Genomic DNA, 15,107 nt, shown 5'->3' with positions numbered 1-15,107 from the left:
CTTTCTTTTAAAATATTGTTGCTACAGATTTGATGATAATCCATTTTTCAATGCGCTTTTCGAGATAGATGGTCTGTTGCAAACGCCAGTTATTTCTGGCACCCCAAATTTTGGCATCAAGAAGATTCTGACCTATGAAAGTCGCTTTGTCTCCAGCTATTTCTATTGAAGTTTTTATTTCTTGGTATGAGAAATATTTCATCTGCTCACTTTCTATTTCCTTAAGCCATTCTTCCCTTGGCTGAACGAAACCTGTAATATGTGTGAGTGTGAAATGAGCATCCAAAATCTTACTCATCTCTACTATATCCTTTTCAATCATCAACCTTGTTAATTTACGCGTGAGATTAAGTATATCCAAATCATTATTATCTATCATTTTTATTTTACAGTAGCATAAGGTTAAATCTTTAGAAACCTGAGTTCAGCAACATCACTTAAGCCTTTCAATATTACAAAGGTCGATATAGCGTTTAAGGAAAATGTTATACGGATTACTGCTTATAATACCATTATTACTGATCTGATTACAAGAATGATATCAACTGCTTACTAATGTTTATTTTTGTATCAACAGATCAATCAATTTATTATGGAAACAATCGTGAGCATAGAAAGCGTTAACCAGTACAATAATATGCGAGGTGTAGAAACCTTACATCCTTTAATTACGGTTATTGATTTGGCCAAGGCAAAGGCCATGCTAGCACAAACATTTCATTTTGGTTTGTACGCCATTTTTATGAAAGAACTTGACTGTGGTGAATTGAAATATGGTCGAAATCATTACGATTATCAAGAAGGAACATTAGTGTTTATCGGTCCGGGGCAAGTTCTTGGCATACAACCTAATGTTAAGCATTTCGAGCCAAAAGGGTGGGCTTTACTTTTTGACCCGGCACTAATTAAGGGAACAACCCTTGGAAAACATATTCAAGATTATTCGTTCTTTTCTTATGATGTAAACGAAGCACTACACCTATCAAAGAAAGAGAAGGAATTGGTTTTAGATTGTCTTTCAAAAATCCAATATGAATTATCTCAATCTATTGATAAGCATAGCAAAACCCTAATTGTGAGCAACATGGAATTGTTTTTGAATTATTGCATCCGTTTTTATGATCGTCAATTCCTCACCCGAGAAACTGCTCATCAAGGTGTATTGGAGCGATTCGAGCACCTGATCGATTCATATTTTTTATCAGATAAACCCCAATTGCTTGGATTGCCCTCTGTTGGCTATTGTGCAGAACAGTTGAACCTCTCGGCAAATTACTTCGGTGATCTGATTAAAAAAGACACAGGAAAATCGGCACAGGAATATATTCAGTTAAAACTAATGGATATTGCTAAGGAAAAAATGTTCGACATAAGAAAATCCGTTAGTGAGATCGCTTATGAACTGGGTTTTAAATATCCGCAACATTTTAGTCGTTCGTTTAAACAGCATGTTGGTGTTTCGCCAAATGAATATCGATCTTCCAACTAAATCAATTTAAGAAATATACATTGATTCTATTCGTGAGCAAGATAATTATAAAAACTCAAGCACATTTATTTGCTCAGTTTGTTTAAACAATCAAACATTTTAATTTAAACCTTGTTTTCTTTTTTATCTTCCTATAGCGTTTGGCGGTATCGAATTATGGATTTAGAAAAATTAAGGTTCACCAGTGATCAGTTGTTAGATGTGTTGGCACTCTCTGAAAATGCCACGGCTATATACACTGGCGAAAACACAATCATCCAAGCTGCCAATGATGCAATGCTTCGTTTTTGGGGTAAAAATAGATCTGTTATTGGCAAACCGCTTAGAGAGGCTGTACCCGAACTGGTTAATCAACCTTTTCTTAATATACTCAAACGAGTTTGGGAAACTGCCGAAATTTATACGGGAAAAGATGAGTTGGCCGAATTTTTTATCGACAACGAAATGAAAGTTTCCTATTATGATTTTATTTACAGACCCATTTTTGATGCGAATGGAAACATCAATAGCATACTCCATACCGCAACAGACGTAACAGATAAGGTTGAATCGAACCTTAGGCTGCAAGAAACTGAACAAAAACTTCAACTAGCAGTAGATGCCGCTAATTTTGGCACCTGGACTATAGATACCCAAACCCAAACGCTTATCGCTTCAGATAGATTAAAGGTTTTATTTGGATTTTATCCTGATGAAGAAATTACCTTAACAGATGTAATTGAACAAATTAATCCTGAGTACAGAAAATCGATTCTTGAATCGATCAATAAAACCATGCTCGAAGGTGGCACTTCCGATTTAACTTATATGGTTACAGGGCATTATGATGGGATTAAAAGATGGTTACGGGCCGTAGGCAGCGTTAGCGGAAATAAGGGCTTTACAATATTTGCTGGCGTAATGATGGATATCACAGAGCGAAAGCTTGTTGAGATTGAAAAGCAAGAGCTAACCGATTCGCTCGGTGCCGTAAACGAGGAATTGACAGCAGCAAATGAGGAGTTAAGCGCAGCAAATGAGGATATTGAAGAATCGAAAAAAGAAATGGAAAAAATTTTCCATATGCTTGAAGATAGCGAGGTTGCCTTAAGGTTAGCTATTGAAGCAGCAGATTTTGGCACATGGCATATTAATTCGGTTACCAGAGAATTTATCACATCTGTTCGGTTACGTGAGCTTTTTGGGTATCGTGCCGACGAAGAAATAACAATTGAACAAGCTTTAGCGCAAATTACTGAGGAATATAGATCATTCGTATCCCAAAAACTTGAAAAAGCAATATACGGAGGTGGAAATTACGATGTTACCTATCCTGTAGTTGGTTTTCACGATAATCAAATGAGGTGGTTGAGGGCAATTGGAAACCTTAAAACTGATCCATCAGGACAATTTTCATCGTTCACCGGCGTTGTTATGGATGTTTCGGAGTTTAAGAAAGATGAGCAACGAAAAAATGACTTTATAGGAATGGTTAGCCACGAACTTAAAACACCTTTAACTTCGATAGGTGCTTACGTTCAACTACTACAAAAAACCGCAAACAGTAAAGGCGATAATTCGGGTACGCTTATTATGGATAAGGCTATAAACCAGGTTAGGAAGATGAATAAGATGATTAATGGTTTTCTTAATGTATCGAGGCTCGAATCGGGTAAAATCAGCGTTGAGAAACAGCCTTTTGACATGGCGGAACTACTAACCGAGATAAGTGCAGATATTACGCCTACCATTACTCGTCACCACATTATTTTTGAGCCAGTAGAATTTACCATGGTAAATGCCGACCGCGACAAAATTGCACAGGTAATTGGCAATTTAATAAGTAACGCCGTAAAATATTCTCCTGCCGGTAGCACCATAAATGTTGCCTGCATACAAGTAGGAAATGAGGTAAAATTAAGTGTTACTGACCATGGGATAGGAATTAAACCTGAAGATTTTGAGAAAGTATTTCAGCGATATTACCGAATAGAATCAAACATGTCTGGAACAGTTTCGGGCTTTGGAATTGGGCTTTACCTTTGCCACGAAATTATACAAAGGCATGGGGGAAAGATATGGGTTGATAGTGAGGTTGGAAAAGGATCTGTTTTTAGTTTTATGATGCAAATGTGGTTGAACTAAAATTCCGATATACAGATTCTGAATATAATTTAAACCATAAATAGAGATTAATATAATGTTCCATCCTTTAAGAAAACTTTCTCATCAAAAAACAGTTGTGTATTCATGGAGAACATAAATGAGTTAATCATCCCAGCAGCAAGAAAAGGAGAAATAGCGGTAATAAAAGAACTAATCCGTAGAAATGTTGATCTTAATTACAGAGATGAAAAGGGTTATACTCCATTAATTATCGCCTGTTACAATAATCAGATTGAGGCTGCAAAGCTACTATTAGAAGCTGGTGCAGAAATCAATGCAGCCGATAAAGGAGGGAATACAGCTTTGATGGGTGTATCCTTTAAAGGCTATTTAGAAATCGCAAAACTATTAATTGATAAAGGGGCAGCGCTTAATCTTCAACATGGAAATGGTGGAACGGCACTAATGTTCGCCGCAATGTTTGGTAGAAATGATGTGTTAAAATTGTTAATTGAAAGTGGTGCTAACCTTGATTTAAAAGATATTCGCGGACAAATGGCGATCGATTTTGCCGCAATGCAAGGAAATGAAAAAGGAATAGATTTATTACAAGCGGCAACAAATCAACTTAGTCTTGCAAAAGCGCCTTAACCAAACTCTTCCATTGCGGGTAAGATAAGCCAAGTTTAGCTGCCATTCCAACTACGTAATTTCTACCCTTATCAAAAAAACTACCATTACTTGTGTTTGGCATTTCGTTTCTTCCATGCTCCTCAGCAGAAATACATAAATCACTTAGGGTAATTACAAAGGTGGAAGTTGCCTCACTTTTAAGAAAATGTGCAATTTCTTCCTTTTCAGAAATTGGGTGACTGCAAGGTCTTACCGTCATAGAAAGTACTTGCCTATTCTCTTCATGTGTATTCGTTATGTCCTCAATTTTTACCCAATCGTAGCCCATTCCAGCTTCGGTTCCAGGCCCTGGAATATCAATTCTGATATAATCTTCTTTTTGCGCAGGTCGATCGACTCGAATCCCGTGAGCATCCATCAATAGAAAAGAGGATATTCCAGCATAATCTCCCCACTTATTTACTGTTAATAATCGTGAAGATGCTCTTTTAAAAAGATCAATAGCTTCACTATCAGAACTTGCATAACGTTTTTCAACAATATCCATTTGGCTGCCAGTAAGCTGTAAAGGCACTGTAGCTAAATATCCTTTTTCTTCTTCCATATCAAAAAATTTAAAAAGTGAAAGCCAAACGACTTTCACTAATTTATGTTTTGTAATCCTATGCCGGAATTTTCCTTGGATTTTCCCTTTCCCAAAAGCGGTGCATGGCAATCATCTGCACAAAGGTATTACCCAGTTTTTTAATGTCGCCAGAAACTAAGATGCCTTCTCTCAAAACCGTCTCTGTTGAATATTCTGCAGGAAGTTTTTTAAAGAAATAGGTCGATTCTAGTACCTGAATTGCTTCATCGTCAGCTGCAATTGCCTTACAATGCTTAAACGCTTCATTTAAAAAGTGAACTGCATTAGCCTCAGCTTCTAAAGTTGCAACTGAATTTCCACCTCCAGGCACATAAACAGCGTCGTAAAGTACAGATGCCGCGGTAAGGAAGCTCTCATCAACTTTGATTTTTGTATCACCCTTAGCGATAATATTACCAAGCTTTGGAGCAATAATATGTACAACCGCACCATTGGCAATTAGCAAATCCTTAACCTTACTCAATGATACTTCGTCCACACCATCAGCCGCTAGAATGGCTATTTTTCTAGTTTTAATGGTATCTTTAACAGTACCTAGCATACTTAATGCATCCGATTTAGCTAAACTTCCCTCTGGATTTTTCGAAGCATAATCAGCTCTATTTCCATCTGCAGGAATGCTGTTATTTAGTTCTTCGAGCGGAATTTTTGGAATATGAAGACCTAAGGCAAAAGCCACTTCTGCAGCTAAACCCTTATCTATTTGAGAGAGTATTGCCAACATCCGTTCTCGAATAGAAATTGCCTTAACCTTACCCAACTCAAAGCTTAAGGCATCGATAATGTGATTCTTCTCTGGATCGCTTTGAGAATTAAAGAATAATCTTGCCTGAGAAAAATGATCAAAAAAGCTTCTACTTCTTGCTCTAATTTTTTTCGCATCAATTCGTTCGTTATAACTTACAAAACCGCCATCAGAAGCCTTTGCCTGCTGTGGATCATTTGCCGCAATATCATTCGGCCCATAACTCGTTTTGCCTCTATTTATGGTTTGGCGCATGTGGCCATCCCTTTGATTATTATGTACGAGAACAACAGGCCTATTAATTGGTATTTCGTGAAAATTAGGTCCACCAAGGCGAATTAATTGTGTATCCGTGTAAGAAAAAAGTCGGCCTTGCAATAGTGGATCATTACTAAAATCTATTCCCGGTACTACATGCCCAACATGAAAAGCTACTTGCTCGGTTTCGGCAAAAAAGTTATCTGGGTTTCGGTTAAGCGTCATTTTACCAATACGTTGTACAGGCACAAGTTCTTCAGGAATGAGTTTAGTTGGATCTAAGAGATCGAATTCAAACTTAAACTCATCCTCTTCAGGTATAATTTGCACACCCAATTCCCATTCTGGAAAGGCACCGGCCTCAATTGCATCCCACAAATCTCTACGGTGAAAATCAGGGTCTTTACCAGAAATGTTCTGCGCCTCATCCCAAGCAACAGCATGCACACCTAATAATGGTTTCCAATGAAATTTAACGAAACTGGCTACACCCTTCGCGTTAACAAATCTAAAGGTATGCACACCGAAGCCCTCCATCATTCGGTAACTTCTTGGCAGGGCACGATCGCTCATTGCCCACATCATCATGTGAGATGATTCTGGCATTTGAGAGATAAAATCCCAAAAGGTATCATGTGCAGATGCTGCCTGTGGCATTTCGTTATCTGGCTCAGGCTTTACCGCATGTATTAAATCTGGAAACTTAATGGCATCTTGGATAAAGAATACAGGCATATTGTTGCCTACAAGATCGAAATTTCCTTCTTGCGTATAGAATTTCACGGCAAAACCACGAACGTCACGAGCCAAATCACTCGATCCCCTAGATCCTGCTACCGTTGAAAATCTTACAAAAACAGGTGTTTCGGCTCCTGGATCACACAAAAATGCGGCACGTGTTATTTCCGACATATCTTTATACACCTGGAAAGTACCGTGGGCAGCCGAACCTCTTGCATGAACAATACGTTCTGGAATCCGCTCATGATCGAAGTGGGTAATTTTTTCCCTTAGGATAAAATCTTCGAGCAACGTTGCACCTCTTTCCCCTGCTTTTAATGAATTCTGATCATCGTTAATCCTCAAACCGTGGTTAGTAGTCATAAACTCACCATTTGAATTTGCAACAAATGATTTTAGTTTTGTTGTTTTATCGTTTTCCTGTTGTGCAGGAGCAGCACTTTTTTCAGAAGTTTTCTTTGCCATATCTTTACGTTTAAGCTTCTTCAGCTGCTTTATAATTAATTTCATTTTCTGCGATATCGGTTAATTTGATATCAGCAAGTTTTTCTTCTGCAAGCGTTTGTTCCAAAAGTTCGGCAACCTCGGGTAAACCTAAAGTGGTAGCCAGTTGGTATAGCCCACCGTAGCTAGCGATTTCATAATGTTCTACCTTTTGTGAGGCTAAAATAATCCCGACATCTCTGGTGGCGGTTCCTGGCTCGGTTTCTTCAACAATACCTTCTGCTTCTTTGGTAATCCCTTCCATTGCGTCGCATTTTTTTGCTACTACTTTCTCGCCTAAAAGTTCAAAAATCTGCTCTAGCCTTTCCACATGTACTTTTGTTTCCGCAAGGTGCGATTCGATTGCATTTTTAAGTTCTGGTGCAGTTGCTGCAGAAATCATTTTAGGGAGTGCCTTTACCAAATGATTTTCAGCCCAATATAGGTCTGCGATCGAATCCTTAAAAAGTGCACTTAAGGCTGGAGATTCTTTCGAGGTTGTTTTGGTCGCAAATTTTGCATCGCTTCCACTTTCTTTTGTTTTCATGGTATGTTCTCTAGTTTGTAGTATTTATACAACCTAAAGTTTTTGCAATAGTTTTGCTTATTTGATGCTATCGATATAAACTTAGAAACACAAGTTTTGTTGGTGGCAGAAAAATAGCATCCTAACTAAAACACAATTCGAGAACATAAAAATCTACCTTAAAATCGAGGTGATCTTAATACTATCTAGATTTTATACCTAATCCTCATTGGAAAGTCCTGTTTTAACAAAACCACATAAGGTATTAAGATTGCCATGTGCATTGCCCATAGTATTGTTGAAATAGGCATAGACTTTTTTTCCCTCTATCATCCAATCGACAATATAGCTGGCGTATTCTGCGAGAATATCGGCTGAATAACTGCCTTTGTAATTTCCGTCAGGCCCATGAAATCTAAGGTAAACAAAATCGGCATCGCTCATGTCCATCGGACTGCTGGCCGTTCCCTTATCATGGATTACGCTTGCTATATCGAAAGCAGCTAAAAGTTCTCGAAGCTGACTTACATAAAGCGATGAATGCCTAAATTCCATTGCTATACTCCATTCTTTTAATGGATCATTATCCCTTAACATCGCTGCAAGATTGGATATTTGAGGCAAATGATTAATTCGTATGCTTGGTGGAAACTGAACCAAAAGACAACCTTTCTTTCCTCCAACTGCTGCAATGGTTTCCATAAACTTATTTAAGAGCGAGGCATCGAAACGTAGATCAGGAGTATGCGTTATCTCCTTAAAAAGCTTAAATGTAAAACGAAAATTTTCTGGCACATCACCTGCCCATTTCCTTAACGTAGTTGCTTGTGGAATTTTGTAAAAGGAACTATTAATCTCAATACTATTCACCAAAGAAGCATAATAACAGAGCCTCGATTTCTCCTTAAATTCTTCGGGATAAAACTGTTTATTTGGCACTGGTAAGAGCAAGCCACTTGTGCCGGTATAATAATTATTGATCCTAGTTTCCATATTCGGCATTTAACCCATAACAAGGATTGGCTCTAAATTGTTGCCAAACCGGTTTAGTATTTGGAGTTGTTGGTGCTGATATGTTAAGAATAAATAAACTTAAAATACAACTGATAGTAGTAATTCAGCTAAAGATCTTCTGAATTTGTTATGATGCCTAAGAGTGTATCTAACGCTAGATCCCGTTGATCGAATTCTTGAAATAAAAACGGAAACGAGCCTTTTGTAGTTTCAATGTGTATCTCTGGAAAATCCTTGCTTAATATTCGATCTTCATGATCATATTGAACCAAATCCTTTGGCCTTACAATTACAATACTATCAATTTTAATATAGGTGTTTTGTACGCGAACAAATTTTCCGTGTTGAGAGACTGGCATAATGGGATAATTTAGCTTAGTTGAATGAAGCGCAATATCACAAATCACACCCTTTTTTACAAGCGAGTTTAAAACTGAAGAGCAAAAAGCACCTCTATAATTGACATTTATCAACAATAAGCTAAAATAAACATCTTTTATAAAAGAGAATTCTTAAAAAAAACCGAGGCCATAAAGATGTATAATGATCATTAACCCACTAAAAAATCTATATCAGCAGATAGACTTTATAAACCAAGAACGTTCGTTATTGTGTTTGTGTAAATAAATGATAATATTCCTTATGCAAAACTGGAATGTTTTCAGTTTAACTTTATGAGATGCCCGAAGCTTTTCACAACCTAAATTTGAGGTAAAATAGGCATTTGTTGGAAAACGTACTGTGTATTTAATTTTAGAATCGGGTATCTTCAAATATGAATTTGATGGACTATTTAGATTTCGTTAGAAGCATCATTATCTTCTTAAAGATATCTGTATTTGGATACATCCCTCGGAATTCGCCAGATTGTGGACCATATGCAAATACTGGCACCATAATATTGGTGTGATCATCGGTACTAAAATGGCCAGTAATTTTTCCGCTCTTGGTTTCAGCATCCAAAAGGGTCAAGCCCCCTGTTTCATGGTCTGCGGTGATGATTACCAGTGTCTCTTCGTTTTGATCAGCAAAACGTAATGCAGATTCAATCGTTTTATCGAAATCATGCATCTCAGTAACTACATAAGGCAAATCATTCGAATGCCCTCCGTGATCTATTTGTGCACCTTCTGCCATTATGAAAAACCCTTTGGGGTTTTTATTAAGTATTTCAACGCTTTTTAAGAGAGATTGCCTTAAAATATCTCCGCGACCTTTCAACATGGAGCGAGTTTCATCATTCTCCATCAAAACCAATTGTTTGCCAGAGGTTTGTTTAGAAAAATCTGCAAAATTCTTGTTCAGCGTAAAGCCCGATTTTATTAATTTATCCATTAGGCCAGCATCTTTTTTATTACTTAAAAAAGCTGTTTGATTTGAGCCAACTAAAATATCTGTTTTGGATGTTAGCAAATCAGCTGCAATTTCATTACTCATTGTTCGCTCGGTTTGGTGTGAATAAAAAGCAGCTGGTGTGGCATCAGTAATATCGCCAACACTGATAATGCCACTCTTAATACCAAAGCCACTTAGTGTATCTACAAGGTTTGTCCTGTTTTTATTATCGGTTCCCATGCCGATATAACGGTTGTTAGTTTTCTCTCCAGTCGCCATTGCTGTAGCTCCTGCAGCAGAATCCGTATTATCTGAATTTGCAGCAGCCGTTTGCGAAAAACCAATATTCTTAATTCTACTGATATTTAAATCTCCATGATTAGCAACCAACCCTGCATGAATTTGTGCAAGCCCCATTCCATCGCCAATTAATAAAATTACATTCTTAACCTTTTTATTTATGCCATCAGATTTATAATTCGGCGTGTAAACCGGATACGGATTAGGGTTAGTATAGGTTAACTTCTCCTGATGTGAATAAAATTCAGCCAGCTGCGCAGGATGGTCGGTATTTATCCAATCGGCACCTAAACGACTTAGCACAATCCAGGTATTAGCGTTATCCACTGTTGCCCAAAACCTAAACGGTTTGCCGGCCTGGTGCGCATCATCAACAACTTTCTTCAGTTTAGCTAAATCTGTTGGAGTTGGCATCCCTTTTCCATTCCAAGCAGAATATTTCTTTATATCCTGACTTATCATTGCAATGCGCTTTAACTCTTCAGGTGTATATTTGATTTCCGGTCTGCCATCAAAATAAATATAATTTGGCCAACTCTTAAAATTTGCCGGTATAGGCATATCGCCACTAATCACAATTTTAATTACATTAGAATTAGTAATTGAATTAAATACATCTCCAAATTGCTTCAATTCTGAAATGAGTTTATTGAGCACATTCAAATGGTCTTCCTTAATATCAATAACCAATTGAAGCTTTTGGTTGCTGTTTTTAAAGGCCTGATTGCCATTTTCTTTAAACAAGGAAGCAAGCGGTAATAGATACAACTTGGTTAAAGTTCGGCTTGCTTTAATCTCTGCACTTTCGTGTGCTACAAAGAGTTCGCCGTTCTTTAAAAAAACATCTGCCTCTACAGAGCCCATTCCAGAATAGTAAGCCTGCAACAATGGAATATTTTGATGGTAATCGTTATGACTATGGCCGCGACTAACAGTATTTGTTTGTGCCCATAGTGTTAAGGGAAATACTATTGAAGCAACTAAAATGTTGATTAAAATTTTCATTGGATGGTAGTGAATAAAATTTTCCTAAAGTTAAAAAAGCAATTTTACCTCAATATTAACAGTGCTGTTAGCAAATATTTAATAAGTGCATTTAAAATATAAGGTTAAAACTTCGGATCAAAATTAAAGTAAATCGGATTTGATAAACCAACCATATTTTCGCTCAATGCAACAGATTTTGGTACTTGAGGATAAGCCGTGTTCGTTCCTTCTACAGTTACACGATAATAGGTACGAACTTTTACATCTGGTGTATCGGTAAATTCGACAGCAGGCACCTTACCGCTAACCTGATACGAATTAATTTTTTTTCCGTTTTTTATAACTGTAACGGTATAATTTGTATCAAATAGCGTATTCCCAATCAACTGAACTCGAAATTTAACAGGCTTTCCGGTTGAAATCCTGTTGTCGCCCATCATCATCTCAAACTTTCCATTCTCCTTAGTATCGGCATAAAATTCTACACGTGGAGCAAAAGGATTTGAACTTACGGAAACCTTGCCATAATCCAAGGCATCAATAATTGCTTTTAAACTACGCTCTTTTGCAAAAACCCAGGTAGTTGGCGTTCCAACGTAATTAAATTCTGCCTGATAGGTATTGGCACTTGGTTTTTCTGATGCTGTTGGCGTACCATGGTGTGTATCACTTCCTCCCCTGCCAGTAATCATTCTTCCTGAAGAAAGCATATCATCCCAAATCATAATGGCATTTGCATTTTTAGGCCAAACAGCTGAATTCCAGATTTCTATAGATTTTACCAAATCATAAGAAAAACCAAAATTATCTTTTCCACTGGGGTGGTTGGCTGACAAATGCACACCCAGCGAATTTTTAACTTTTCCAATATTTACATCACGTTGATCTCTCACATCGAACAAATTTTGATGATTATATGGTTTAGCAGAAAAAACATTGCCATGTCCTCTGGTTGTTGTCCATTCCGCACCGTAAAGCAAAAGCAATGAATCTGATTTAAATTCTGGATCTGCCCAGGTATGATGGGCGACATCGCCATCCACATGATTATCGTGATCGGTAATGCATAAATAATCCATTTTTACAGATTTTGAAAAATTGATAATCTTTAAAATGGAATTATTTGATGATTCTGTACTATGCCTAGAATGTACATGCAAATCGCCTTTTAGCCAAATTCCTGCTGCTGGTTTAATGGGTTGTATATCATTGTTTTCTTGCCCACGGGCATAATTAACATTCAAACAGAAAACAATGGAAATTAATACGAAAAAATATTTTGATCGGGAATGCATTATCAACTTTTGAAATTTGATGTTAGAAAAAACGCCTGCCATGAGCAAGCGCTTAATTATTTATTTGTTGTTGTGTGGCTAATTAAGATTTTACAAGAAATGCTTCTGGCATTTCTGCAGCTTTGAGCATAAAATTATGCAGTTCGTAGTTTTTAACAAAAGGCCTTAAATTTTCTGAACCGGGCCCAAACATGGTCAATTCCACATAGTCACCTGTGTGGTTCATGCCTGCCCACTGCACATCGGTGTATTTGCCTAAAATTTTCCCGTATTCATAAAATGGAAGATTCGACTCATTGTAAAGTTGCCCGGGTACTATTTCCTTAAAGTGTACGATAAGCGATTTTACATCTTCAGACTTCATCTCAAAACCTTGATTTTCCTTGATTAAATCAATTATTTTTTGCTCACTGAAAGATTGATTTAGTTGCGCCAAAAGCCAAGTGTTGCTGTGTTTAAAATTTTGAAGACTATCGAATTTTTTATTTGCTTCATCTGCATAAAATAAACCCGGATTAGAATTACCATGATCAGTAGTGATGATTACTAATGTTTCACCATCTTTCTCGGCAAATTCTATTACTTTTCCAACCGCTTCATCAAAAGCAAGCTGATCGAAAATCAAACCACTTAAATCATTAGAATGTGCAGCCCAATCAACTTTACCACCCTCCACCTGCAATGCAAAGCCATCTTTATTATCTTTCATTAGTTCGATGGCTTTCATTGTCATCTCGGCTAAGGTTGGTGTGCTTTTTATAAGCTCCTGATCATGTAGGCGATCAACCTCATAAGGCATACCATCCTCGGCAAATAAACCCAAAACAGGCTTTGATTTATCCAAAGCAAGCATCTCCGTTCTGTTCTCTACAACTTTATAACCTTGTGTTAAATATTTCGGAATCAGATTTCCGCCTGCTCTTTTCTCCCCAAAATATTTATGTCCTCCGCCCATCATCACATCGAATTTAAGAGCGAGATACATTTCGGCAATGATATCTTGCCCGCCGCGACTATTAATGTTAACACAAAAACCTGCGGGTGTTGCATGGGTAATTGGCACCGTAGTTACGCAACCCACTTTCTTACCTTTTTCCTTAAATTTTTGAAGTATTGGCTGAGGCTTTTCGCCATTGACGCCAACATTAAGCGAACCGTTTTTTACCCGCATACCCCCACCCCAAGATGAACTTGCAGCAGCAGAATCGGTAACCATAGAATTTGCAGAAGCGGTATCCATTAATGCCCGCACGGCTTTATTATCTCTATATAAGCCAAGCCACTTACTGCTTTTACCAAAAGTACGGTTAGCATATAAATCGGCCAAATTTAACGTGCCAATACTCATGCCATCGCTCACCATCATAATTATATTCTTGGCTTTTTTAGCTCCACCAAGTGGTAAGGCAGCAACATCTTTTAGGCCTACAAAAGGCAAACCTAAACCGGTTAACAAACCTCCTTTTAACAACGATCTTCTATTCATGTGTCTTCTTATTTTTTGAATAAGGGATTCGCTCTAAAGTATTTTTCATCGGCAAAGCTGATGGCATAATCTGATTTAAAGTGCGTACTCCTTTTATAATAATCTGTGGTAATAATTTGAGCACCGGATTTACATGCCGCCTCAAAATCACTCCGATCATTTCTTCTGGCTTGCTTGGTATCTGCATCAGCTCTGGTTCTAATGATATAACCTTTTTTCACGAGTTCAGGAATTTGGGTATCTTTTGGATTATTTCTAATCATTAGTGCGGCTTCGGGTGTTCCAGCCTCTGCATTGGTAAACATTACCCTTCCAGTTAATGATGGATGATCTTCTATATAAGTGGAGCGCTTTCTACCAGTCGCATCCAAAACAAAAACAAATTTCCCACTTGCTTTGCTCAGTTTAGGCCAATTTTGATTCAAAACACCATCTTCTAGTGTTTTGAATTTACCCTTAACCACATCGGGCATAATAATATGTTCCTTACCCAGATATTCAAGAATTACGGCATCCAGTTTATCAAAAATTTTAGTGGTAAATACTTCCGACTGGGTAAATCCCTTTCGTTTTATCGAATCATCTTTTGCCTCCAGGGTGATGAAAACCGGCGAGTGTTCAGGATTAGCTTCCGACCATTTTTTTAATTGCTGCAATGCGGATTTGAAAGTAAGCGCCGAAGACCGAAAATCTATATCGGGAACATGTAAAACCTTAAAACCCGGTTGCTCCATTTCGGCCTGCTTATCAAACTCTGGCTGACCTTTAACCTGCTCAAAACCCCTTGGATGTGCGTATTTACCTCCATTTTCATCAGCATAAACATCAATTTCTAGGTTACGCAAACCCATGTTCAGCTGCTCAGCCATGGGGATGTGTTCATAATCCAAACTAGCTGCTGCTGCAGAATCAGAAGCTTTAATTACTCGGAATAAAGCCGGATCGATAGCTTGTTTATAGCTGTTGTGCGAACCGATAACCTGAATTTGATTTATCGGCAAATCTTCCTTTTTAGAAATTAAGGCAATGGCAGGCAAAACCAGCAATAAACCAACACAGGTAATCAGTCTCATATTTTTCGTTT

General features: G+C 37.6%; 13 protein-coding genes. 3 read left to right on the top strand and 10 right to left on the bottom strand.

Translation table 11 applies throughout. The annotated features are described in order from the left end of the window. Positions 1-7: 7 nt before the first annotated feature. Entirely contained in the window at positions 8-379 is a 372-nt protein-coding gene (locus EZ449_RS03200) for a nuclear transport factor 2 family protein (RefSeq protein WP_131556523.1), read from the bottom strand. A 213-nt stretch (positions 380-592) separates the two neighbouring features. On the opposite strand from EZ449_RS03200, the gene EZ449_RS03195 reads away from it, so the two are divergent. From EZ449_RS03195 to EZ449_RS03185, 3 genes are all read left to right on the top strand, one after another. Continuing rightward, positions 593-1,489 carry a helix-turn-helix domain-containing protein gene (locus EZ449_RS03195; RefSeq protein ID WP_131556522.1) on the top strand — a complete coding sequence of 299 codons (897 nt, stop codon included), beginning with the start codon at positions 593-595 and terminating at the stop codon, positions 1,487-1,489. Positions 1,490-1,645: 156 nt separating this feature from the next. After that, positions 1,646-3,613, top strand: coding sequence for a PAS domain-containing sensor histidine kinase (locus tag EZ449_RS03190; protein ID WP_131556521.1), 1,968 nt, complete (start codon positions 1,646-1,648; stop codon positions 3,611-3,613). Positions 3,614-3,718: 105 nt separating this feature from the next. Further along, positions 3,719-4,225: an ankyrin repeat domain-containing protein gene (locus EZ449_RS03185; protein ID WP_131556520.1), complete on the top strand. Its 507-nt coding sequence runs from the start codon at positions 3,719-3,721 to the stop codon at positions 4,223-4,225. Here the strand turns inward: EZ449_RS03185 and EZ449_RS03180 are convergent. The 9 genes from EZ449_RS03180 to EZ449_RS03140 all read right to left on the bottom strand — a co-directional run bounded on the left by EZ449_RS03180 (position 4,203) and on the right by EZ449_RS03140 (position 15,096). Next, positions 4,203-4,811, bottom strand: a complete 609-nt coding sequence (locus tag EZ449_RS03180) for a hypothetical protein (RefSeq protein WP_131556519.1) — start codon at positions 4,809-4,811, stop codon at positions 4,203-4,205. The two genes, EZ449_RS03185 and EZ449_RS03180, sit on opposite strands and share 23 nt — an antisense overlap. Positions 4,812-4,869: 58 nt before the next feature. After that, positions 4,870-7,062: a catalase gene (locus tag EZ449_RS03175; protein WP_131556707.1), complete on the bottom strand. Its 2,193-nt coding sequence runs from the start codon at positions 7,060-7,062 to the stop codon at positions 4,870-4,872. Positions 7,063-7,072: 10 nt separating this feature from the next. Next, a complete protein-coding gene (locus EZ449_RS03170) occupies positions 7,073-7,627 on the bottom strand; it encodes a YciE/YciF ferroxidase family protein (RefSeq protein WP_131556518.1) in 555 nt (184 codons plus the stop codon). Between the two features lie 198 nt (positions 7,628-7,825). Further along, complete coding sequence (locus EZ449_RS03165) at positions 7,826-8,599, bottom strand: DUF72 domain-containing protein (RefSeq protein ID WP_165499681.1); 774 nt, start codon at positions 8,597-8,599, stop codon at positions 7,826-7,828. Positions 8,600-8,727: 128 nt separating this feature from the next. Further along, positions 8,728-8,979 (bottom strand): hypothetical protein, encoded by a 252-nt coding sequence (locus EZ449_RS03160; RefSeq protein ID WP_131556517.1) that lies wholly within the window; start codon positions 8,977-8,979, stop codon positions 8,728-8,730. Between the two features lie 430 nt (positions 8,980-9,409). After that, on the bottom strand, positions 9,410-11,260 hold the full coding sequence (locus tag EZ449_RS03155) for an alkaline phosphatase (protein ID WP_225872214.1): 1,851 nt from the start codon (positions 11,258-11,260) through the stop codon (positions 9,410-9,412). 104 nt (positions 11,261-11,364) lie between these two features. Beyond that, on the bottom strand, positions 11,365-12,486 hold the full coding sequence (locus tag EZ449_RS03150; RefSeq protein ID WP_225872213.1) for a CehA/McbA family metallohydrolase: 1,122 nt from the start codon (positions 12,484-12,486) through the stop codon (positions 11,365-11,367). A 133-nt stretch (positions 12,487-12,619) separates the two neighbouring features. Next, positions 12,620-14,023, bottom strand: a complete 1,404-nt coding sequence (locus tag EZ449_RS03145) for an alkaline phosphatase (RefSeq protein WP_131556515.1) — start codon at positions 14,021-14,023, stop codon at positions 12,620-12,622. A gap of 8 nt (positions 14,024-14,031) precedes the next feature. After that, positions 14,032-15,096, bottom strand: coding sequence for a phosphatidylinositol-specific phospholipase C1-like protein (locus EZ449_RS03140; RefSeq protein WP_131556514.1), 1,065 nt, complete (start codon positions 15,094-15,096; stop codon positions 14,032-14,034). Between the last annotated feature and the right edge of the window lie 11 nt (positions 15,097-15,107).

Source organism: Pedobacter frigidisoli (assembly GCF_004331675.1).
In the GTDB taxonomy this organism is placed as follows: domain Bacteria; phylum Bacteroidota; class Bacteroidia; order Sphingobacteriales; family Sphingobacteriaceae; genus Pedobacter; species Pedobacter frigidisoli.
The sequence above is the reverse complement of the archived record's forward strand: the minus strand, read 5'-3'. Positions and strand labels throughout refer to the sequence as shown.

Coding starts and splice junctions, on each gene's coding strand:
- EZ449_RS03200 (WP_131556523.1), bottom strand. CDS start 379: ATGATAGATAATAATGATTTGGATATACTTAATCTCACGCGTAAATTA.
- EZ449_RS03195 (WP_131556522.1), top strand. CDS start 593: ATGGAAACAATCGTGAGCATAGAAAGCGTTAACCAGTACAATAATATG.
- EZ449_RS03190 (WP_131556521.1), top strand. CDS start 1,646: ATGGATTTAGAAAAATTAAGGTTCACCAGTGATCAGTTGTTAGATGTG.
- EZ449_RS03185 (WP_131556520.1), top strand. CDS start 3,719: ATGGAGAACATAAATGAGTTAATCATCCCAGCAGCAAGAAAAGGAGAA.
- EZ449_RS03180 (WP_131556519.1), bottom strand. CDS start 4,811: ATGGAAGAAGAAAAAGGATATTTAGCTACAGTGCCTTTACAGCTTACT.
- EZ449_RS03175 (WP_131556707.1), bottom strand. CDS start 7,062: ATGGCAAAGAAAACTTCTGAAAAAAGTGCTGCTCCTGCACAACAGGAA.
- EZ449_RS03170 (WP_131556518.1), bottom strand. CDS start 7,627: ATGAAAACAAAAGAAAGTGGAAGCGATGCAAAATTTGCGACCAAAACA.
- EZ449_RS03165 (WP_165499681.1), bottom strand. CDS start 8,599: ATGGAAACTAGGATCAATAATTATTATACCGGCACAAGTGGCTTGCTC.
- EZ449_RS03160 (WP_131556517.1), bottom strand. CDS start 8,979: ATGCCAGTCTCTCAACACGGAAAATTTGTTCGCGTACAAAACACCTAT.
- EZ449_RS03155 (WP_225872214.1), bottom strand. CDS start 11,260: ATGAAAATTTTAATCAACATTTTAGTTGCTTCAATAGTATTTCCCTTA.
- EZ449_RS03145 (WP_131556515.1), bottom strand. CDS start 14,023: ATGAATAGAAGATCGTTGTTAAAAGGAGGTTTGTTAACCGGTTTAGGT.
- EZ449_RS03140 (WP_131556514.1), bottom strand. CDS start 15,096: ATGAGACTGATTACCTGTGTTGGTTTATTGCTGGTTTTGCCTGCCATT.